We start from the raw sequence: 19,881 nt of genomic DNA on the forward strand, positions 1-19,881 counted from the left end.
GATGAAAGTATTAGTTTTTTTATCGATAATAATCAGTGCAATTTTACCCATTCAAAATACAGACACCACAAAAATGGATATAGCAACATTTGGTAATGGCTGTTTCTGGTGTACAGAAGCCATTTTTTCGGAATTGAAAGGAGTATCAAAAGTGGAATCGGGTTACTCAGGTGGTCAGACCAAGAACCCGACATACAAGGAGGTATGCTCAGGAACCACTGGTCATGCAGAGGTGCTTCAGATTACCTATGATCCTGCAGTGATCAGCTTTGATGAGTTGCTGGAGGTTTTCTGGAAGACACATGATCCTACTACACTGAACCGTCAGGGCAATGACGTAGGGACGCAATATCGTTCAGTTGTTTTCTATCACAACGATACGCAAAAGGCTCTGGCAGAGAAGTATAAGAAAGAACTGGATGCCTCTGGCGCATTTGCTGACCCTATAGTTACTGAGATCACTGCGTTCGATGTTTTCTATCCGGCAGAGGATTACCACCAAAATTATTACGAACTGAATGGGGAACAGCCTTATTGCAATTTTGTGATAAGACCCAAGGTGGAAAAGTTCAAAAAGGTATTTAAGGATAAGCTGAAGGATTAAGTGAAGAAGATAAAAATGATTTGGGATATGCGTGGAGGGGATGCTAAAGGTATGGCCGAACACCATGCAATCCACCTAAAAGAGTACGCAGAGAAATTTGATATTGCGCTACATGATGCGGGAATCGAAGAGGTGAATGATATGTATACTTTGGCCTTCATGATTATAGACGAAAAGGATATGATCACGGTACGAGACAACCTACGACCGCACCGTGCGGAGTATGCGGAATGAAGGATCTGTCAAAATTGACAGAATAGCTGGTCTGTTGCACTTTTTAGATTAATTTCGAAGCGCAACAGACCCGTTTATTTTATAATCCAGAATGTCTGATAATAGAATTACCTTCCTGATACAGTGCGCAGATAGCAAAGGTATCATCGCCAAAGTCACTACTTTTTTTTACGAAGAGGGCTTCAATATCCTCACTTGTCAGCAGTTTACCGACAATGTTCAGGACGCCTACTTTATGCGGGTGAGTCTGGACGCCAGAGATTTGACTTATAGTCGTGAGGAATTGGCAAGCAAATTTGATGAAGTAGCTCTATCTCTTAAGCTGGAATGGAGGGTGTACTATTCAGAAGATAAGCAGAATGTGGCTGTATTGGCCTCCAAGACCAGTCACTGTGTTTTCGACCTTTTGGAGAAGCACAGCGAAGGCATGCTCAATTGCCACATTCCTTTGATCATCAGCAATCATCAGGATGTGAAGTATGTGGCTGATCAGTTCAATATTCCCTTTTATCACTTGCCAGTGACGGCAGACAACTGGACAGAACAGCAGCAGGAGATCAAGCGATTGTTAGAGTTTCATAAAGTGGATTTAGTGGTTTTGGCCAGATTCATGAGGATTCTGTCTTCCGATTTTATCAATGCTTATCAGAGAAAGATTATCAATATTCACCATGCTTTTTTGCCGGCTTTTCAGGGAGCTAATCCTTATCGCAGGGCCTATGAAAGAGGAGTGAAGATGATAGGCGCTACGGCTCACTATGCTACCGATGATCTGGACGAAGGACCCATCATCGAGCAGGATGTAGAGCGCGTATCGCATGCCAGTTCTCCAGCTGGGTTGACTCAAATCGGTTCGGATATTGAGAGGAAGGTGCTGTCCAAAGCTGTGAAGTTCCATCTAGATCACCGCATTATTGTCACGGGCAATCGTACCATAGTTTTTCCGGAGACCGAGGGATAACTCAAAAATTAACCAACCATGCAGAGATTATTCATACTCGCAATTCTTGCCTTACTGTCTTACTCTTGCAGCATGACCAGGTTAAACAATATTAACGGCTGGCCGCATTTGGTGGAGAATGAAAATGTGCTGGTTGCGACTGTAGACGGAGAAACGGAATGGGGATCGTTTGAACGGTTTGAACTCATCCAGGAGAAACTCGATGATGAATTGGGAGAGTTTTATTTTCTTCCCTCTGTAGAATATGAGCTTTTGGCTTCCGGCATCAGGAAGGAGGATCTCAGCAAGATAGGAAGAGATGTTGATTTGAGCATACGAGTGGCAGAATGCCTCAAAGTTCGATACTTGTTGAAATACAGCGTAGAGGGAGCCAGACCAGCAGAAATCTATCAATATTCTGATGAACAATATCCTTTAGAAAATGGTAAAGTCAGATTGAGATGGCAAATCTATGATCTCTTGAATCTGAATGTATCTCCTGCCTTTGAGGTGATTGCTTCTTCTATGCCAATTCCTTTATCATCGAGGGATTATGTAGATGTAACTGGCCTGGAAAGGTTGACCTTAAAGGCGATCAACCGATCCTGTAGGGAAATCAAGAAAGGTATGGTGAAAGCTGAAGACTAAAGCGTAAATTTCTTAAGGTCCAGCACACATCTTTCGCTTGCCAGCAAGTCTTCGTGAGTGTCTTCCATGAGTACAGAGGATACTTCTCTGATTTTGCTTCTATAGTCTTTTTTCAGTTCTTTTCTTTTGATGGCCTCAAGGAAAAGGCGTACTTCTTCTTTAGATTCTAGGATTAGCTCAGGAACTTTGGTAGGTTTGTCATCTTCTCCTTTGGCCACCATGGTTACATAGGAGTTGTTGGTTTTTTTGACGGTACCTTCTTTTACATTTTCAGCGATCACGTTGATTCCTACCACTAGAGATGAATTACCCACATAAACCACTGATGCCTTGAGGTGTACCAAATCTCCTACTTCCACTGGCTCCAGGAAATCCACATTGTCTACAGATACCGTTACACAGTAGTTCGCCGCATGCTTACTGGCACAGGCATAGGCTACTTTGTCAATCAGGGAAAGCAAAATGCCTCCGTGAATTTTCCCTCCAAAATTGGCATAGGAAGGAATCATTAGTTCTGTAATGGTGGTTTTTGAAAATGATACTGATTTGGCAGAGGGTACGCTCATGATTTAATTCTTAGCTATTACTATGATGGGTTTTGGCGAAAATAAGCACTAATGGTGGTCTGATTCAAGATTCGCTTATCAAATTTTGATTTAATCCTCAAACAAGTGGAGATTTGCGGATGTCAAATTCTCAGGTACTGCTGATTACCCCACCTTTTACGCAATTGAATACGCCCTACCCAGGGACCTGTTATTTGCAAGGCTACTTGAAGAAAATAGGCGTGAAGTCAACCCAAATGGATTTGGGAATAGAGGTAATTCTTAGACTGTTTAGCAAAGAGGGATTGAGTCAGGTGTTTGATCAAAAGCCTTTAGAATCAGTAACAGAAAATGCTCATCGAATCTATCAACTCAAAAACAGCTACCTGGCGACCATAGATTCAGTCATTCGATTTCTCCAGAATAAAAATTCAACCTTGGCTTATAGCATTGCGGAAAGAGAATTTTTACCTGAGGCCTCCAGGTTTGACCAAATTGAAGATTTGGATTGGGCATTTGGTAATCTAGGCGTGCAAGACAAAGCCCGCCATTTGGCTACTTTATATCTAGAAGACCTTGCTGATTATCTAAAAGAGACAATTGATCCTCATTTTGGGTTCAGTCGATATGCAGAAAGGTTAGGAATGTCGGCCAGCTCTTTTGATGAAATGGAAAAAGCATTGCAGTCTGAACCCACTTTTATCGATCGAATGGCATTCGATATTTTGAGCCAGCGACTTCAAGATGTACAGCCAGAGCTAGTTTGTTTATCGGTCCCTTTTCCAGGGAATTTATATGGTGCATTTCGCTGTGGGCAATACATCAAAGAGCAGTGTCCTGGTATAAAAGTCGCGATGGGAGGTGGGTACCCTAATACGGAGTTGAGATCATTGTCTGATCCTCGGGTCTTTAATTATATCGATTTCGTTACGCTAGACGATGGGGAAAGGCCCGTTCAGAACTTACTCAGCTATTTGGAAGGCAAAAGAGAACTGACCGAACTCAAAAGAACTTTTTGTCTTTCGGATGGAATGGTCCAGTATATCGATGGAGCCAAGGAGGGCGATGTGCCCTTTAGTCAAACGGGTACACCGGATTATGCAGATTTGCCATTGGATAGATATCTGTCCGTTCTGGAGGTGGCCAATCCTATGCACCGGCTTTGGAGCGATGGTCGATGGAACAAGCTGACCATGGCACATGGCTGCTATTGGAAGAAATGCAGTTTTTGCGATATATCTCTTGATTACATTCGAAACTATGAGCCCGTAAGTGCGGCTATTCTCTGTGATCGTATGGAGGAGCAAATGGCACAGACTGGTGAGACGGGCTTTCACTTTGTAGATGAGGCAGCTCCGCCGGCGTTGATGAGAGAGCTAGCTTTGGAAATCTTGCGTAGGGAGCTGGTGGTAAGCTGGTGGACGAACATTAGATTCGAAGAACGCTTCAGCCCTGACCTTTGCCGTCTGTTGAAGGCATCAGGCTGTATTGCAGTTTCTGGTGGTCTGGAAGTGGCTTCTGATCGCTTACTGGCCAAAATGCAAAAAGGAGTGACGGTAAGTCAGGTCGCACAGGTGTCGCAGAATTTTACAGAATCCGGGATTATGGTTCATGCCTATCTCATGTATGGTTTTCCTACTCAGACCGATCAGGAGACCATCGATTCATTGGAGATGGTACGACAGCTTTTTATGCATGGCGTGATCCAGTCTGGTTTTTGGCATCAGTTTGCGATGACAGCTCATGCTCCTGCTGGTTTGGACCCTACTGCCTTCGGAGTAGAAAGGGTAGGGCCAGATTTTCAAGGATTTGCAGACAATGACTTGATACATAAAGATCCCAACGGAGCAATTCATGCTAACTACAGTGAGGGATTGAAAACTTCCCTTTTTAATTATATGCATGGCTTATGCTTCGAATATGACTTGCAGGAGTGGTTTGATTTTCGTGTGCCGCCTACGAGTATTCCTGCACGATTTATCGAAACAGCCCTGGAGGAAAACCCTGGGACCCATGTCAACTCCAATTCTCGTGTGATTTGGCTAGGGGCAGATCCTGAAATGAGTTCGTTTCAAAAGAAGAAAAAAGGTAAGGTCCAAAGCATGGTTCGCTTGACTGTGACGCTGAAGACCAACTTGTTAGAACTGAGTCTCCAAGAGGAGGAAGGAAGATTTTTATATGAAATAATGAAAGTTGCTTCGATCTATTCTGGCAGCAAATTTACCTTTGCCTCTCTGTCAAAAATGTATGAGGATACCTGTGGAAAACCTATCGAGTATTTGCTAGAGACAGAGGGCTGGAACGAATTGAAATCAACGGGGCTATTGGTTGTTTGATTTAGGCATCATTTCTGTTAATATTGATTAAAACAAACTCAAAGACTATGAAAAGGGTACTTCTGAATTGCTTATATGCTTTACTCGTGCTATTGGCTATTCAATCTTGCAAATCAGCCAAGAAACTTTATGAACAGGGGGATTATTATCTAGCAGTGATCAAATCAGCTGAAAAATTAAGGAAAAACCCAGATCATAAGAAGACCAGAGATGCTTTGAGAAAGGCTTACCCATTAGCAGTTGATCAGATAGTAGCCGAGGTGGACAGGGTGCGTGCTACCGACAGGAAATTCCCGAATACCAATACGGTTTATCTTTTCGAAAAGCTTAATCGAATGTATGACGAGATCAATCGCTCTCCTGGTGCTCGAAGGGTAGTTCCCAATCCCACGAGCTATTATCAGGAATTGGCCAAGGTGAAATTAGGTGCTGCTGAGGAGCAATATCGTGAGGGGATGCGGGAGCTAAATATGGGCAGAAGAGAAAATGCCAAGGAAGCTTATGCCTTTTTTCAAATGGCCAACAAGTTTGAACCGGGATATAAAGATGTTAAAGATAGGATAGAAGAGGCCTATCAAATGGCGATATTGAATGTGTTGGTTGAGCTGCAGCCGGTGCAGTCTCAGGCCTATCAGTTGAGTGGTGATTTCTTTTACGACCAGATTGTGAAGGTATTCAGAGAGATTGAAAGCAATGAATTTATTCGGTTTTATAATCCGAGAGAGGCACAGAGAGTCAATTTAAGAGAACCTCACCATGTACTTAAAATGAATTTTGTGGGTTTCAACGTGGGCGACACGCATACGCTGGAACGTGTCGAAAAAGTAGAGAGAGACAGTGTGGTGGTGGGAACGGTAGAGCTGGAAGATGGCTCCAAGAAAAACGTATATAATACTGTCAGTGCTAAGTTGACTATTCGCAGGATGGAGGTCATATCGGGGGGACGACTGAGAATGTCGGTGCAGGATGATTATTCAGGTGTGGTGTTGACCAAAGAAGATTTTAATGGTGAGTTTGTTTGGTTCAACGAATGGGGAACTTTTAATGGAGATGAAAGAGCCTTGTCTGATGAACAACTGGCTATTTGTAACAACAAAATGATGATGCCACCCCCTCCTCAAGATCTATTTGTAGAATTTACTAAGCCGATCTATGGGCAGCTTAGGAGTCATTTGATTCGGTTTTATAGAGATTATTAATTGATTACAAAATAAAAGCCCCAACGAGATCGCTGGGGCTTTGATATATTATTGAAGTGTGAGAGACTTATTTCTTGTTGTCGTCAACTTCTTCGAATTCAACATCTGACACATCTGAATCAGAGCTGTTTTCTGCACCTGCATCAGCACCTGGTTGTGCTCCGCCGGCAGCTCCAGCAGCGCCATCTTGAGTCGCCTGATACATTTCCTGAGAAGCTCCTTGCCATGCGGCATTGATTTCCTCAAGTGCAGTATCGATAGCTGCTAATTCACCACTCTTGTGAGCTTCTTTCAACTTCTCAAGTGCTGCATTGATTTTGGTTTTGTTGTCATCAGACAACTTGTCGCCAAACTCTTTCAACTGCTTTTCAGTTTGGAAGATCATAGAGTCAGCTGCATTCAACTTCTCGATTTTCTCCTTTTCAGCTTTGTCTGCATCCGCATTTGCTTCTGCTTCTTGCTTCATCTTTTCGATTTCTTCGTCTGTCAATCCCGAAGAAGCCTCGATTCGGATACTTTGCTCTTTGTTAGTGCCTTTATCCTTAGATGTTACGTGCATGATACCGTTGGCATCTATGTCAAAAGTAACTTCGATCTGAGGTACACCTCTTGGTGATGGTGGAATACCATCCAAGTGGAATCTACCTAAGCTTCTGTTGTCTTTTGCCATTGGGCGCTCACCCTGCAGAACGTGGATCTCAACAGATGGCTGATTGTCAGCAGCTGTAGAGAATACCTCAGACTTCTTAGTAGGGATCGTAGTGTTCGCTTCGATCAATTTGGTGAATACACCACCCATGGTTTCGATACCTAATGAAAGTGGAGTTACGTCTAGAAGAAGTACATCTTTTACTTCACCTGTCAATACACCACCCTGGATTGCAGCACCAATAGCTACTACTTCGTCAGGGTTTACTCCTTTTGAAGGTTTCTTGCCGAAGAACTTCTCAACTTCCTCCTGAATGATTGGAATACGAGTAGATCCACCTACTAGAATTACTTCATCAATTTCAGAAATTGACAATCCTGAATCCTTCAAAGCTTGCTTAACAGGCTCCATAGATCTTCTTACCAGATCATCAGCCAATTGCTCGAACTTAGATCTAGACAATGTTCTAACCAAGTGTTTTGGCACACCGTCCACTGGCATGATGTATGGCAAGTTGATTTCAGTAGAAGTACTACTTGACAACTCGATTTTAGCTTTCTCAGCAGCTTCTTTCAATCTCTGAAGAGCCATAGGATCTTTTTTCAGATCTAAGCCTTCATCATTTTTAAACTCATCAGCCAACCAGTTGATAATTACTGAGTCAAAGTCATCACCACCTAAGTGTACATCACCGTTGGTAGATTTTACTTCGAATACACCATCACCAAGCTCAAGGATAGAAATATCGAATGTACCACCACCAAGGTCATACACGGCGATTTTCATATCAGCATTTTTCTTGTCCAGACCGTATGCCAAAGCTGCCGCGGTAGGCTCGTTGATGATACGTTTTACATCTAGACCAGCGATCGCACCAGCTTCTTTAGTAGCCTGACGCTCTGCATCGTTGAAGTAAGCAGGAACAGTAATTACTGCTTCTTTAACTTCAGTGCCCAGATAATCTTCAGCCGTAGACTTCATTTTCTGAAGAATAACTGCAGATAGCTCTTGAGCTGTATATTTTCTATCTCCGATAGCTACACGAACTGTGTCGTTGTTGCCACTTTCGAGATTGTATGATACGGATTTAGCTTCTTCAGAAACTTCACCAAACTTTTTACCCATGAATCTCTTTACAGAGCTGATGGTATTCTGAGGGTTGGTGATGGCCTGTCTCTTGGCTGGGTCACCTACTTTTCTTTCTCCCTTGCCACCGTCCAAGAAAGCTACGATAGAAGGGGTGGTTCTTTTTCCTTCGCTGTTAGGTATTACTACTGGCTCGTTACCTTCCATTACGGCAACACAGGAGTTGGTAGTACCTAAATCGATTCCGATTATTTTTCCCATGATCTAATTTTAATTTATCGCTTCTTTAAAATCTTTTTCAACTTACACCCTCCCTTACACAACTGCTGTGCCAAAGGAAAAATGACTGACAGAAGTGACACATTGTCATAAATGACATGCCTGTATTAAAAATCCAACTGACGAAATGTGAGTTTTGATAGAATTGTCTGTCAGGGTGAGGATTAATATGAAAGAAGGACGCTTGTCTTTCTTCCTTTATTTATTTCGTTTCGAATCCCCATTTCCTTCTACTATCTTTGCGCCTCATTTTGAATTGAATCCATGACAATACAGGAAGAAATAAAGAAGAGGAGAACATTTGGTATCATCAGTCACCCCGATGCGGGTAAAACAACCCTGACAGAAAAGCTGCTGCTTTTTGGGGGAGCGATCAAAACGGCTGGTGCAGTTAAGTCTAACAAGATCGATAGACATGCCACTTCCGACTTTATGGAGATAGAGAAGCAGAGAGGTATCTCTGTGGCTACATCTGTGATGGGATTCGAATACAAGGATCGAAAAATCAACCTGCTAGATACACCAGGTCACCAGGACTTTGCAGAGGATACTTACCGTACGCTTACCGCGGTAGACAGTGTAGTGCTTGTAGTCGACTGTGTAAAGGGTGTGGAGATCCAAACAGAAAAGCTGATGGAGGTCTGCCGAATGAGAAATACTCCGGTCATGGTCTTTATCAATAAACTGGATAGGGAAGGCCAGGATCCTTACGACTTGTTGGATGAAATCGAAGCGAAACTGGATATTAAGGTTCGTCCATTGAGCTGGCCTATTAGTATGGGTAAAACATTCAAAGGAGTTTACAGCCTTTATGAAAAGAAATTGAAACTGTTTACAGCGAGTAAGCAGCAGTTGGATAAGGATAATGACATCAGTATCACTGATCTAAATGATCCGCAGTTAGATGAGTTGATAGGGGAGAACTATGCCAATACCTTGAGAGAGGATGTAGAGTTGGTAGATGGTGGCTACCCTGAGTTTGATTTGGAAAGCTATAGAAGCGGGAAAGTTGCTCCTGTTTTCTTTGGTAGTGCGGTGAATAATTTTGGCGTTCAGGAGTTGTTGGATTGTTTCATTGACATAGCGCCTAACCCGATGAAACGTGAGACTGAGGAGCGAGTGATCGAACCTGAAGAGAGTAAATTTTCTGGTTTCGTTTTTAAAATCCATGCAAACATGGATCCTAAGCATAGAAACAGGATTGCCTTCGTACGAGTTTGTGCTGGTACCTTTCAAAGAGGGAGTACTTATTATCATACCCGATTAGATAAGAAATTCAGGTTCTCAAATGCCACGGCCTTTATGGCGCAGAGCAAGGAGATCATCGATGAGGCATGGCCAGGTGATATCGTAGGTCTATATGATACCGGTAACTTGAAAATAGGTGACACACTGAGCGAAGGTGAAAAAGGAATGTACAAAGGGATTCCGAGTTTCTCACCAGAGATATTCAGAGAGGTGATTAATACCGATGCGATGAAGACCAAGCAGCTGGATAAAGGATTGACCCAGTTGATGGACGAAGGGGTAGCGCAGTTGTTTACTTACGAGATGGGATCCAGAAAAGTAGTGGGAACCGTGGGAGCGCTTCAGTTCGAAGTGATTCAACACAGATTGCTTCACGAATACGGTGCGTCATGTCGATTTGCTCCGATGAACTTATTCAAGGCATGTTGGTTTAGTAGTGAGGACAAAAAGAAATTGGATGAATTCATTGATTCCAAGTACCGACACATCGCTAAAGATAAGGATGGAAAACTGGTGTTTATGGCAGAATCAAAGGCATGGCTCCAAATGGTTCAGGACAATTTTCCAGATATTAATTTCCACTTTACGAGTGAATTTTAATTGAGTTATAAGTAGCCAGCTATTTTATAGGAGACTATTCCAACCCATTCCTTCAGCAGTATAGACCATAGTTGCAGGCTATAGATTTTAGGGATGAATAGATCGTCCGGACTGAAATGGATAGGGCCTCCGTAATAATCAGTGGGGAAGGTGTCTACTAGAAGGCCTGTTTTATGAAAGCAGCCTTCAGCTCTTTTCATATGAAAAGCTGAGGTAAAGAGTAGACATTGGCTATTGTTGGGAATCAAGACCGAGCTAAACGCGGCATTTTCATGCGTGTTTCTAGATTGATCTTCGATCATCACATCCTGGGGTGGCACTCCGCATAAAATGGCAAAGTCTGCCAGGGCATGACTTTCCTTCTTGCCCTCGAAAGTCAATACACCAGATCCTCCGATGATGAGGATTTTTTTGAGTTTTCCCAGTTTGTAGAGTTCGATGGCATGGACGATTCGATCAGCACCTTTATTGAAATGAATACGATCAAAAGGAGGACGATTGGGTTCGGTAATGCCGGCAAGTACTATTCCATAATCATATGCCTCAGCAATGGTCTGGTACTCTTTTGACTTTACTTCCCATATGTTCATCATCCATTTTGCAATCAAAGGATTGGTGAAGAAAAGCAATATTCCCAGACTCAAGCCCCTCAATGCTTTTCTGGTATTATTTGATCTAATAACAAAGGAGGCAATCAACAGCAAAATAGCCCAAACCAATGGTGACAAAAGCCAATGAATCAGTTTGGATAAAATGAAAAACATGATCTATTTCCCGAAGCTATTGATCAATTTCTTTAATAAGTCAAAATAGAGAGCGACAAAGAGAAAAAGTGACATCAACCAAATGATGACTACATTGAAGTTGAGCGTGTCATAAAACTGTCCCCAAAAATGTTTGTAAGGAGCGTAAAAATGTGCTCTAAAATCCAATGCGTTTTCTGGATACGGTACTTTATAAATTGGGTAGATTTTTTGAACCAATGCCTCATCAGTTACCTCTAACCTGTTTTTGGTAGTGGTGTTCTTCAGAAAGAATGCGATTGCTTCATTTTCATATTCATCTCGTAAGGTGTTCAGTTTTTCAGCTTTTTCGGGTGTGTCCGACATGGCTTGAGCGATCTTGTCTTTTTCATCTGTTGCAGTTTTCATTCGGTTGTTGTAGATCTTTCGCATGATCTTGACGAACCGATCAGTTGCTTCATATACTTCTAAGTCAAACTGCTCAATGTCCAATTGTTCTATCTCCTTAAACTTTTCCAGTGGCACATTGAACCTTTCCATCTCCTTAGAAAGTTCATTTTGCACCATGGCCAGTTGCTTGGTTACCTCTTGTTTGATCTTATCATCTTCGGATTGATAATTTTCTAAGGCATAATCAATAGAATTCTCAATGGCTGGATAGAAATATACGCTTTTGAATTCTGCATTGGCCAGCTGTTGTTCTTGTTCATAAAAGTTTCTGGTGTATTCATTGTCTTTGAATTGATGAACCACCAAAGCCTCATAACCCCACTTGGAGGCCATTAGTTCGCCTATTACAGGCACTCGGTTCGAGTTGCTAAGTACTGGATTCAGCTGATCGAAATTGACTACTACTCCGCTGAGTATCAACTGAGGAATGATCAATAGAGGAATCAAAATGTAAATGGTGACTGCCGAGTTAAAAGCTGAGGATATGTTCAATCCCAGAATATTGGCAAAGCAGGAGATGGAAAATAATACCAGCCAGAATGATATAGTCATTCCCTTGATTTCCAAAATCAAGTCTCCAATCAAAACAAATAAGATCGTTTGTACTGCTGACAGGGCAAACAGGATGATCATTTTTGAAACTAAGTAGCTGCTTCTACTCAGGTTGAGAAAAGACTCGCGTTTCAGAATCTTTCTGTCCTTGAATATTTCCTCGGCACTCACAGTTAGTCCCATGAACAGTGCCACGATGATCGCCATGAAGAAAAATGCCGGAATGTTGGGGTTCTGATTAAAAGTGTATTCAGAATCTTCCGTCGAATACCTGATGATGAAGGCCAAAAGTCCCGCCAATACGGGCGCCTCCAATAGGTTGATGAAAAGGTACTGTTTGTTACTCAACTTAGCAGCCAGGTCTCTTCTTGAAAAAATGGCTAACTGCTTTAGTTTGTTTGGAATATTGAGTGTCTTTTCGGGTTTTTCCTCGGCCTCTTCCGCCTCTGGAATTTTCATTTTCACCTTAAAAAGCATGTTCCAATCTTTAGGATTGAGCTTTCTGGTGTTGGTCAGCTGGCCATATTCATCTACCACTTTTGTTTCGATGATATTGAATATCTGTTCCGAGTTGACATTGCCGCATTCCGCACATGACCCATCATCCTTGTCGAGCATCTTCACTATCTTTTTAAAATAGATCACGCCCTCTACAGGGTTGCCATAGTAAATCTGATATCCTCCTACATCCAATATGACCAGTTTGTCAAACATCTTAAATATATCAGATGATGGCTGGTGAATCACCACAAAGATCATTTTGCCTCTGAGAGAAAGCTCTTTAAGCAGATCCATGATGTTTTCTGAATCTCGAGAGGAGAGGCCAGAGGTCGGTTCATCTACAAACATCACCGATGGTTCTCTGAGCAATTCCAGACCAATATTTAGTCGCTTTCTTTGGCCACCGCTGATCGTTTTTTGCAGTGGAGATCCGACTTTCAAATTTCGAGTGGCAGTAAGACCTAAGGAGGAAAGGGTTCCCTCCACTAGTTCTTTTAGTTCTTGCGGGCTTTTGTCCGTAAAACAGAGCTGAGCCGCATAGTGGAGGTTTTCATAGACTGTCAGTTCTTCTATCAGTAGGTCGTCTTGAGGGACATAGCCGATGATTCCCTCGATTTTGTTTTTGTCTTTATGGATGTCAATTCCATTGATACGAACTGAACCTGAAGAAGGAGTGTCATTACCGTTGAGGACATTGAGTAGTGTGGATTTACCTGCTCCACTTCCTCCCATGAGACCGATTAACTTCCCAGATGACTCTGCAATGTCTATGCCTCTTAGTCCCTTGTTTCCATTTGGGAATTCAAACTCTACTTTTTCGGCTACAAATGAAATTCTGGTTTCATTTCCTTCCTTACGATAGTATGAGATGATATCGCTGTAGAAAACAGGCGCAATCTTCGCTCCTCGAATCGAGCTACCAGCAGAGAATACAAAAATCTTGTTAGAACGAATAGGGACACCGTTGTTGGTTAGGTTTTCCTTTCCCAAATATTTGGCAAAGTAGAGGTCCAGTTTGGGAATTCTGAAAAAGGCCAGAGGAGCCTCCATGTTTTCTCTGAAGAGAAATTTGGCCTGTTTCAATTCCTCTTCCTTGTGACTATCTACTATTAGAATGTCATTTTGATCCAGATCTTTACGAGTTTTACTCATGACAAAGGCCTTGATGTTGGCTATGTCATCCGCTTCAAAGCGAAACGCAACCCCAATCTGGTTGAGAAGGATAGTCTCTCGGTCAGAAACTTCCCCATCAGCAACGATCAACTCAATTACCTTCAGGATTACTACCGCTTTTTGCTGCTGAGCCAGTTCCTGATTGACTTGTGTGGCGAGAATTTCAATTTCTTTTTCTTCGCTGAACTCTACTTTGCGACCATTGGTCATAGCACCAGTCATCTCATCAAATAACTTCAGGTATCTGGCACTGTCTTTTTGGTTGAGGTTTTCGAGTAGGAACTCTTGAATCGCCCTTCTTTCATCTTCAGTCACATCATCTTCCTTAGCTACTATGGCAAGAAGATGTATGATCGCTCGTAGTAATGGTTCACTCATTGTCTATTGTTCTCAAGTTGAGGTTGATGTTTTAAGGATTAAATATAAGTCATAATCCTCCGTGTAAAAAAAAAGCATTGAGCGAAAACCCAATGCTTTTTTTAGATAGGATGATATGCCAATTATTGGACCATCTCTCCTCTGATTCTTTTTACTTCTTTGATGATATCAACCAAAAGCTCTTTGTCCAATTTCAAAGTAGGATCTTGATTTTTGATTCTTTCATCAATATTTTTCAAATCTTCTTTATAAAGTTCTTTTAGGATATCGAACTCAGCGATTACATCAGCAATGATTGGATCACTTTCTAAATCCTTAAGCAACTGAGTGATGTCTTCCAGAGACTTTCTTTGATCGATGATTACTCTTACGATAGGCTCAAGAATCAAATTCTTGCTTTCTTCTGGTAGTAAGTCTTCTGGGTAAGTATCCAATACCATTACAGAAAGATAAAGACCTTCGATATAGCTACCAGAAAGCACTAATGCAACCATTTGAAGTCTGTCAGTTTCTTCTAGCTTTTGCTCAGCTACCTCCATGGCATAGTTGATCAGGTTTGCCAAAGAGTCTTTGTTGCCAAGATTCTTTTCGAATCTTTCCATCATCTCTAGTTCGAAGGCAGAGGAAATACCAATTTGGTCTGCGAGCTTTTGGCTTGCCTCCATGTATTTCAATGCATCCTGCACTTGGTCATATGACGACAAGTATCCAATGTCTGAAGCATATGCTCCCAGATTCATCGCTGCCTTGTCTGCTGAGTTATAATATTTTTTTGCGTTTTCTACTGGGTTAATGATGTCAGCATTGAAATCCGCACCAGTAGCCATCAACATGTAAGGTACTTCCGATGGAGGAGGCATGTCGTGAACTACTTTGTCTATTTCTTCAATTAGTTGATTTTCAGCTTCTTCAAATACTTCCGCTTCAGCTTCTAGCTCTCCTTTAGATTTTTTCTTGTCATCTCCACAGGCAGCTACCAAGAATAACAAGGCGCCAACAGCGAAAAAGTTGAGTATATGTCTTACGTTCATCATTGTTAGTTATGAATTTTCTTAAAGCCAATTTTAACTCATTTTTATAAAGTAATAAAACGTTGGCTTGTTTAATTTGGCTTGATACTTGAGCTTTTTCGATTATATGGACTTGAAACCATTTCTTATGATTAATGGATACCCGTGCATCTTAAATTCAGTTATTCGTGATTCGATGTTAGGAGTATTGGTGCTGATATGCTGGGTTCCTTATGCCTGTTTAGGTCAGGTGGATACGAGCTACTATGCCGACGGTAAAAAGAAATCTGTCGGTGAACTAGTAGAAGGAACTAAAACGGGTCCTTGGGTTTACTTTTATCCCAATGGACAGATCAATAGTGAGGAACATTATGATAGGGGGAGTTTAGAAGGTGAGGCTAGATCTTATTATCCTGATGGTACCCTGAAGAGCTTAGAGAACTATAGTCGGGATTATCTGGTGGATAGTGGCTTTTATTATCATCCAAATGGTGCTTTGCATCGGAAAGGGGAGTATAGTGATGGTTTGTATACTGGCGTCTGGTTGTCTTACTATCCAAATGGTCAGTTAAAGAGTAAGGGTGAATACGAACTCGGAGAGCCCAATGGATACTGGGAGGTGTATGATGAAGATGGTGATCCTATCCAAAAAGGATCTTATATCAACAACAAGGAAGACGGTTTATGGCAATTCTTCGATGATGATGGGGGCCTCAGCTATGAAGGGAACTACTCCCATGGTAAGGAGGTGGGTAAATGGTACAAGTACAACCGAAGGGGAAAGAAGAAACTTTATATAGGTTATCAGTAAGGCAAAACAATTTTGAAGGTAGTCCCTATTTCTGGGAAGCTCTCAAAAGAGATTTTACCGCTTAGTTTTTCTACCGCTGATTTCAACAAGAAAAGACCAAGGCCTGTCCCTTTGCTGTTGTTGTGCGCTCTGAAGAACATGTCGAAGATTTTGGGTTGATTGTGCTCCTCAATGCCAATACCCGTATCGTGAACCTGAATGACCATATCCCGTTTGCGTCCGTAGATTTTGATATTAACCTTGCCCGTTTCGTCAGTTTTTGAATATTTAATGGCGTTTTCGATCAAGTTTTGAACAATCGTGGTAATGGTGCTTTCGTCACTGTACATTTCCAATGCAGCGTCAACTTTGATGCTAAATTCTAAGTTGTCAAAGTTTTCCATGAAACGATAGGAATCGATAATGTCCGCCAAGATGCCATTGAAATTGATTCTTTTCTTCTCAAGTTTCTTTTCCTTGATTTGGGTTACGTTGATGAAATCCAGAACGATCGTGTTGAGCCTGTTGATCTCTTTGTTGTAGATGCCGAAATACTCCATTGGTTTTTCGTCTGAGATGTCATGCTCTACTATGTTGTAAAGTCCCATCAGCGAAGAAATGGGTCCTCTCAGGTCATGAGCAACCTTGTAAACAAAGGTGTCCAATTCCTTGTTTTTCTTTTCTATGTTCTCGTTGATGGCTTTTTGCCAGATCGCTTCTTTTTCGATCATCTCCATTTCAGATAGCGATTTGATCGAGCTGATGACGTTTTTGGTTTCTTTTTTCTCTACCTGGGTTTTGTATTCTGTGTAGCCTTCCAGGTATTCCAATGCATCTTCTGATCGCCCTTCTGATTTGGCGATTTCGTACAGTACATGATAGGCTTTGTACAACAGGAGGAAATGTCTTGAAACCTTTCCAATCTTTAAGCTTTCATGTAGCGCTATTTTGGCCTGTCCGATGTTGTTGGTTCTGAAATATAGGATGCCCAATTTGTTGAAGGCCATCATTTGACCTATTTGATCACCCATCTCAGAATGGATTTCTTTACCTTTTAAGAAAAGTTTTTCGGCCGTGTTATAATTGCTTTTGGCCAATTCTACTTTGCCCAGACCATAATAGCCATAGCCAAGACCTCTTTTGTCTTTGGTTTCTTTTTTTAGCTCTATGCTTTTTTTGATGGTCTTTTCTGCCAGGTCAATCTTGCCGTTTTTCAGGTAGATACCCGATAGTGGGTTATAGGCGTTTGAGATCCCGTTATCATCATTGTTGAGCTTCGAAACTTCGATACACTTATGGTAGGTCTGTTCTGCTTTTTGATAATCCTGAAACAGTTCGTAAATAGAAGCAATGGCCTTAAGTGCTCTTGATTGCCCAAATAAGTCTTCGGATTGAATGAAAAGGGCATGACTTTCGAGGAGGTATTTTAGTGCCTTGTGATAATTGTCAGTTTTGTAAAGTGTACTGCCAAGGGTGTAATAACACATGGCCATGCCATCATCTATATGATTTTTCTCAAAATAACTGAGTGCTTTTTGAGTGTAGTACTCACTCTGAGTGGTGTCACTCAAAATCATATAATAATAACCCAAATAGCAATTGGCATAGGCCTGATGGTAATCGTCGTAGTTAAGGGCACAACGATTGATCACCTTCTGAGCAATTTGAATGGCGCTGGGAAGGTCACTTACCCTTTGGGCAAATGACTTCTTAAGCAATGCATCCAGTCTTCTGTTTGAAGCAATGGCAGTCATTAAGTCTAGTGTCTTTTTCTCGAATTTAGCTAGGTGTAACTCTCAAATATATAAAGCTAAATGCTAATAATCATTATAAATAATTTAAACACTCAATTTTATTTTGTTAGAATTCAGCGGATTAGAGTTCTTTGGCTCGTTTTTCGCTTAAGTCTTGGGGCATAAATTGAGATAGATGTCGAAACTATGGTTTTGATTTAGGGGTATAAATATGAAATTTGCCTTCCCAAAGATTGGAATGACACTATGAAGCGATCGAAGAAAATATTTCTATTAATAGCCCTACTGTTTCTAATTATTCTCGTCTTCTTTGTAATCGACTTTGCCAAAAGAACGAAGTTTAGAAGACCTGCAGGTAGCATAGTATTGAGTGAAGAACAACACATCGCATGAAAAAGCTTGATAAGCTCATTTTAAAATCTTTCATCGGGCCATTTATTTTGACCTTTTTGGTAGCGGTCTTTATTCTGCTCATTCAGTATATGCTCAAATATTTCGATGACTTCATCGGGAAGGATTTGGGGATTGGTGTTTTTGGTGAGTTGATGATGTATTTCAGTATCAATATGGTGCCGATGGCTTTGCCTTTGGCGATATTGATTTCCTCACTGATGACCTATGGTAAATTGGGTGAGCATTTTGAACTGACAGCTATTAAGAGTGCCGGGATTTCACTTCCGAGGGTACTTCTTCCAACCTTTGTTTTTGTCATATTTATAGCTATCGCAGCTTTTTTTATAAACAATTATCTTGTTCCTCATGCTAATCTAAGAGCCTATAGTTTGCTCTATGATATCAAGCAGCAAAAACCTGCATTGGACTTGAGAGAAGGGCAATTCTACGATGGGATTCCAAAATACAGCATCAAGGTGAGTAAAAAGCACAAGGATGGTGTAGCTATGTCTGACGTGGTTATCTATGATCACACGAACTCTAATGGAAACAAAAAAATCATTCTGGCGGACTCTTGTAGGATGTACACATTCATCAATGATAGGTATCTGATGATGGAGCTGTACAATGGTAATTATTATGTGGAGGAGGAAACCAAGGAATCTCGCAAGAATGAAATCCCACAATTTATCCGAACCAATTTTGGACGAATGGACATCGTTTTTAGTTTGGCGTCATTTGATTTGGACAGGACAGATATGGATTTGTTTTCTGGTAATCGTTACATGAAAAGTGTAAATGAGCTCGGAGAGAGTATAGACTCTATGGCTCTCGATCAATCTGAAGTGCATTTCAAGTTGTATAGCTCAGTTGGGACTAGCTATCGACTGATTATGGGGGGGTATATCCCGCCCAATGAGCGTTTGTTGGAAAAGCAGATTTTTAGGGATTCTATAAGATCTGCCAATCAGCAAAAAGATAGTTTGAAAGCCCTGACAACAAAAACTCCTGAAGAGTTAGACTCTATCGTTTTGGCCAGAAGGAATGCAGTAGATAGTGGCGCAGCTCCTTTGTCTAAGATTCCAAGTAATATAAAATCGTCTGTTACCGCTAGTCTGCCTTCTCGAGCAATTGAAAACGAAAGTTCTATTCAGCAAACGCTTAAGTTTTTAGAAAACAAAGAGAAGAAAAAACTTAAAAATGATTCTTTGTTTTTAGCCCTTGATCAAATTGATACGGTCAAGGCGGAGATAGATACTTTCTTTATGTCTGCAGATAAATCCAAGCAGGCTTATACCAAAGCACTGAGTATTGCTCGTGGAATTAAAACTTCTTTTAATAGTTCTATCAATCGAACGGAGTATTTCCAACGAGCCATAGATTCTCATACGGTGGAGAAGTATAAAAAGTATGCACAGTCTTTCGCCTGTATCATTATGTTTCTCATAGGTGCGCCATTGGGAGCGATTATTAAGAGAGGAGGACTTGGATTGCCCGTGATCGTTGGGGTGATTTTCTTTATCATCTTTTATGTCTTCACCAGTGCTAGCGACAAATGGGCCAAGGGAGGTATCGTAGATGGAATGATCGCTGCATGGATGGCCAATGCGGTACTGCTACCTTTTGGAGTTCTCTTTTTGGTTCAGGCCTGGAAGGATGCCAAATTGTTTGATACAGACTTCTACAATGTGCTGATAGAAAGAGCGATGAGAGCATGGAAGGGCAGAGGGGATTTCTGGTCAAAATTTAGTTTGAAGCGATCATAGGTT

At 41.4% G+C, this 19,881-nt stretch carries 15 protein-coding genes; 9 read left to right on the plus strand and 6 right to left on the minus strand.

Going from position 1 to position 19,881, the window contains the following annotated elements; all coding sequences use genetic code 11:
• Nucleotide 1 precedes the first annotated feature (1 nt).
• From msrA to N7U62_RS02840, 4 genes are all read left to right on the plus strand, one after another.
• Nucleotides 2-604 carry a peptide-methionine (S)-S-oxide reductase MsrA gene (msrA, locus tag N7U62_RS02825; RefSeq protein ID WP_404818010.1) on the plus strand — a complete coding sequence of 201 codons (603 nt, stop codon included), beginning with the start codon at nt 2-4 and terminating at the stop codon, nt 602-604.
• Nucleotides 605-838 (plus strand): NADPH-dependent FMN reductase family protein, encoded by a 234-nt coding sequence (locus tag N7U62_RS02830; protein WP_264136361.1) that lies wholly within the window; start codon nt 605-607, stop codon nt 836-838. It abuts the gene before it with no gap.
• 91 nt (nt 839-929) lie between these two features.
• Nucleotides 930-1,799, plus strand: a complete 870-nt coding sequence (gene purU / locus N7U62_RS02835; protein WP_264136362.1) for a formyltetrahydrofolate deformylase — start codon at nt 930-932, stop codon at nt 1,797-1,799.
• A 72-nt stretch (nt 1,800-1,871) separates the two neighbouring features.
• Nucleotides 1,872-2,426 (plus strand): hypothetical protein, encoded by a 555-nt coding sequence (locus tag N7U62_RS02840; RefSeq protein WP_264136363.1) that lies wholly within the window; start codon nt 1,872-1,874, stop codon nt 2,424-2,426.
• Here the strand turns inward: N7U62_RS02840 and N7U62_RS02845 are convergent.
• Entirely contained in the window at nt 2,423-2,992 is a 570-nt protein-coding gene (locus N7U62_RS02845) for an acyl-CoA thioesterase (RefSeq protein WP_264136364.1), read from the minus strand. The genes N7U62_RS02840 and N7U62_RS02845 overlap by 4 nt on opposite strands.
• A 119-nt stretch (nt 2,993-3,111) precedes the next feature.
• Between N7U62_RS02845 and N7U62_RS02850 the strand changes: the two genes are divergently transcribed.
• Together N7U62_RS02850 and N7U62_RS02855 are read left to right on the plus strand one after the other, a co-directional pair.
• Nucleotides 3,112-5,307: a B12-binding domain-containing radical SAM protein gene (locus N7U62_RS02850; RefSeq protein WP_264136365.1), complete on the plus strand. Its 2,196-nt coding sequence runs from the start codon at nt 3,112-3,114 to the stop codon at nt 5,305-5,307.
• A gap of 47 nt (nt 5,308-5,354) precedes the next feature.
• Nucleotides 5,355-6,506: a hypothetical protein gene (locus N7U62_RS02855; protein ID WP_264136366.1), complete on the plus strand. Its 1,152-nt coding sequence runs from the start codon at nt 5,355-5,357 to the stop codon at nt 6,504-6,506.
• Between the two features lie 67 nt (nt 6,507-6,573).
• Here the strand turns inward: N7U62_RS02855 and dnaK are convergent, their stop codons facing one another.
• On the minus strand, nt 6,574-8,502 hold the full coding sequence (gene dnaK, locus N7U62_RS02860; protein WP_264136367.1) for a molecular chaperone DnaK: 1,929 nt from the start codon (nt 8,500-8,502) through the stop codon (nt 6,574-6,576).
• A gap of 282 nt (nt 8,503-8,784) precedes the next feature.
• Here dnaK and N7U62_RS02865 point away from each other — a divergent pair, with 282 nt between their 5' ends.
• Nucleotides 8,785-10,368 carry a peptide chain release factor 3 gene (locus N7U62_RS02865; protein ID WP_264136368.1) on the plus strand — a complete coding sequence of 528 codons (1,584 nt, stop codon included), beginning with the start codon at nt 8,785-8,787 and terminating at the stop codon, nt 10,366-10,368.
• Nucleotides 10,369-10,373: 5 nt separating this feature from the next.
• Here N7U62_RS02865 and N7U62_RS02870 read toward each other — a convergent pair whose 3' ends face one another.
• The 3 genes from N7U62_RS02870 to N7U62_RS02880 all read right to left on the minus strand — a co-directional run bounded on the left by N7U62_RS02870 (nt 10,374) and on the right by N7U62_RS02880 (nt 15,199).
• A complete protein-coding gene (locus N7U62_RS02870; protein ID WP_264136369.1) occupies nt 10,374-11,132 on the minus strand; it encodes a YdcF family protein in 759 nt (252 codons plus the stop codon).
• A 3-nt stretch (nt 11,133-11,135) separates the two neighbouring features.
• Nucleotides 11,136-14,165: an ATP-binding cassette domain-containing protein gene (locus tag N7U62_RS02875; RefSeq protein ID WP_264136370.1), complete on the minus strand. Its 3,030-nt coding sequence runs from the start codon at nt 14,163-14,165 to the stop codon at nt 11,136-11,138.
• 122 nt (nt 14,166-14,287) lie between these two features.
• On the minus strand, nt 14,288-15,199 hold the full coding sequence (locus tag N7U62_RS02880) for a hypothetical protein (protein WP_264136371.1): 912 nt from the start codon (nt 15,197-15,199) through the stop codon (nt 14,288-14,290).
• A gap of 172 nt (nt 15,200-15,371) precedes the next feature.
• Here N7U62_RS02880 and N7U62_RS02885 point away from each other — a divergent pair, with 172 nt between their 5' ends.
• On the plus strand, nt 15,372-15,986 hold the full coding sequence (locus N7U62_RS02885) for a toxin-antitoxin system YwqK family antitoxin (protein ID WP_264136372.1): 615 nt from the start codon (nt 15,372-15,374) through the stop codon (nt 15,984-15,986).
• Here N7U62_RS02885 and N7U62_RS02890 read toward each other — a convergent pair.
• On the minus strand, nt 15,980-17,719 hold the full coding sequence (locus tag N7U62_RS02890; RefSeq protein WP_264136373.1) for a tetratricopeptide repeat-containing sensor histidine kinase: 1,740 nt from the start codon (nt 17,717-17,719) through the stop codon (nt 15,980-15,982). The two genes, N7U62_RS02885 and N7U62_RS02890, sit on opposite strands and share 7 nt — an antisense overlap.
• Before the next feature lie 389 nt (nt 17,720-18,108).
• Between N7U62_RS02890 and N7U62_RS02895 the strand changes: the two genes are divergently transcribed.
• Nucleotides 18,109-19,878, plus strand: a complete 1,770-nt coding sequence (locus N7U62_RS02895) for an LptF/LptG family permease (RefSeq protein WP_264136374.1) — start codon at nt 18,109-18,111, stop codon at nt 19,876-19,878.
• Nucleotides 19,879-19,881: the final 3 nt, after the last annotated feature.

Source organism: Reichenbachiella ulvae, from assembly GCF_025833875.1.
GTDB classification, from domain to species: domain Bacteria; phylum Bacteroidota; class Bacteroidia; order Cytophagales; family Cyclobacteriaceae; genus Reichenbachiella; species Reichenbachiella ulvae.

Bases quoted from the DNA above. Each gene is read 5' to 3' on its own strand.
- msrA (WP_404818010.1), top strand. From the start codon at position 2: ATGAAAGTATTAGTTTTTTTATCGATAATAATCAGTGCAATTTTACCC.
- purU (WP_264136362.1), top strand. From the start codon at position 930: ATGTCTGATAATAGAATTACCTTCCTGATACAGTGCGCAGATAGCAAA.
- N7U62_RS02840 (WP_264136363.1), top strand. From the start codon at position 1,872: ATGACCAGGTTAAACAATATTAACGGCTGGCCGCATTTGGTGGAGAAT.
- N7U62_RS02845 (WP_264136364.1), bottom strand. From the start codon at position 2,992: ATGAGCGTACCCTCTGCCAAATCAGTATCATTTTCAAAAACCACCATT.
- N7U62_RS02850 (WP_264136365.1), top strand. From the start codon at position 3,112: ATGTCAAATTCTCAGGTACTGCTGATTACCCCACCTTTTACGCAATTG.
- N7U62_RS02855 (WP_264136366.1), top strand. From the start codon at position 5,355: ATGAAAAGGGTACTTCTGAATTGCTTATATGCTTTACTCGTGCTATTG.
- dnaK (WP_264136367.1), bottom strand. From the start codon at position 8,502: ATGGGAAAAATAATCGGAATCGATTTAGGTACTACCAACTCCTGTGTT.
- N7U62_RS02865 (WP_264136368.1), top strand. From the start codon at position 8,785: ATGACAATACAGGAAGAAATAAAGAAGAGGAGAACATTTGGTATCATC.
- N7U62_RS02870 (WP_264136369.1), bottom strand. From the start codon at position 11,132: ATGTTTTTCATTTTATCCAAACTGATTCATTGGCTTTTGTCACCATTG.
- N7U62_RS02875 (WP_264136370.1), bottom strand. From the start codon at position 14,165: ATGAGTGAACCATTACTACGAGCGATCATACATCTTCTTGCCATAGTA.
- N7U62_RS02880 (WP_264136371.1), bottom strand. From the start codon at position 15,199: ATGATGAACGTAAGACATATACTCAACTTTTTCGCTGTTGGCGCCTTG.
- N7U62_RS02885 (WP_264136372.1), top strand. From the start codon at position 15,372: ATGTTAGGAGTATTGGTGCTGATATGCTGGGTTCCTTATGCCTGTTTA.
- N7U62_RS02890 (WP_264136373.1), bottom strand. From the start codon at position 17,719: ATGACTGCCATTGCTTCAAACAGAAGACTGGATGCATTGCTTAAGAAG.
- N7U62_RS02895 (WP_264136374.1), top strand. From the start codon at position 18,109: ATGAAAAAGCTTGATAAGCTCATTTTAAAATCTTTCATCGGGCCATTT.